This is a genomic window from Dietzia sp. SYD-A1, from assembly GCF_015356725.1.
Classification (GTDB): domain Bacteria; phylum Actinomycetota; class Actinomycetes; order Mycobacteriales; family Mycobacteriaceae; genus Dietzia.
On sequence record NZ_JADDKI010000068.1, the window covers coordinates 1 to 241 of the forward strand.

1 pseudogene is annotated in these 241 nt (G+C 69.7%); it reads left to right on the forward strand.

Going from position 1 to position 241, the window contains the following annotated elements:
- Nucleotides 1–241, forward strand: a pseudogene (locus tag IY392_RS03630) (IS5/IS1182 family transposase); the annotation flags it as partial.

A 241-nucleotide genomic window follows, 5' to 3' on the forward strand; every position in this document is an offset into this window, starting at 1 on the left:
CGATGCCGCCCATCAGATCATCGTGGCGGCCGAGGTCAACGACTGTGCCGCCGACGTCGGCAACCTCATCCCCATGACCGAGCAGGCCATCAGCAACACGGGGCAGGCCCCGAAGCAGATGCTCGCCGATGCCGGGTACTGCTCAGCCGCGAACCTCGCCGCCTCCGCCGAGGTCACCGGCGAGCAGGGCACCGAGTTCTTCATCGCCACCGGACGACAGCGCAGCGGGGAACCGGCGCCG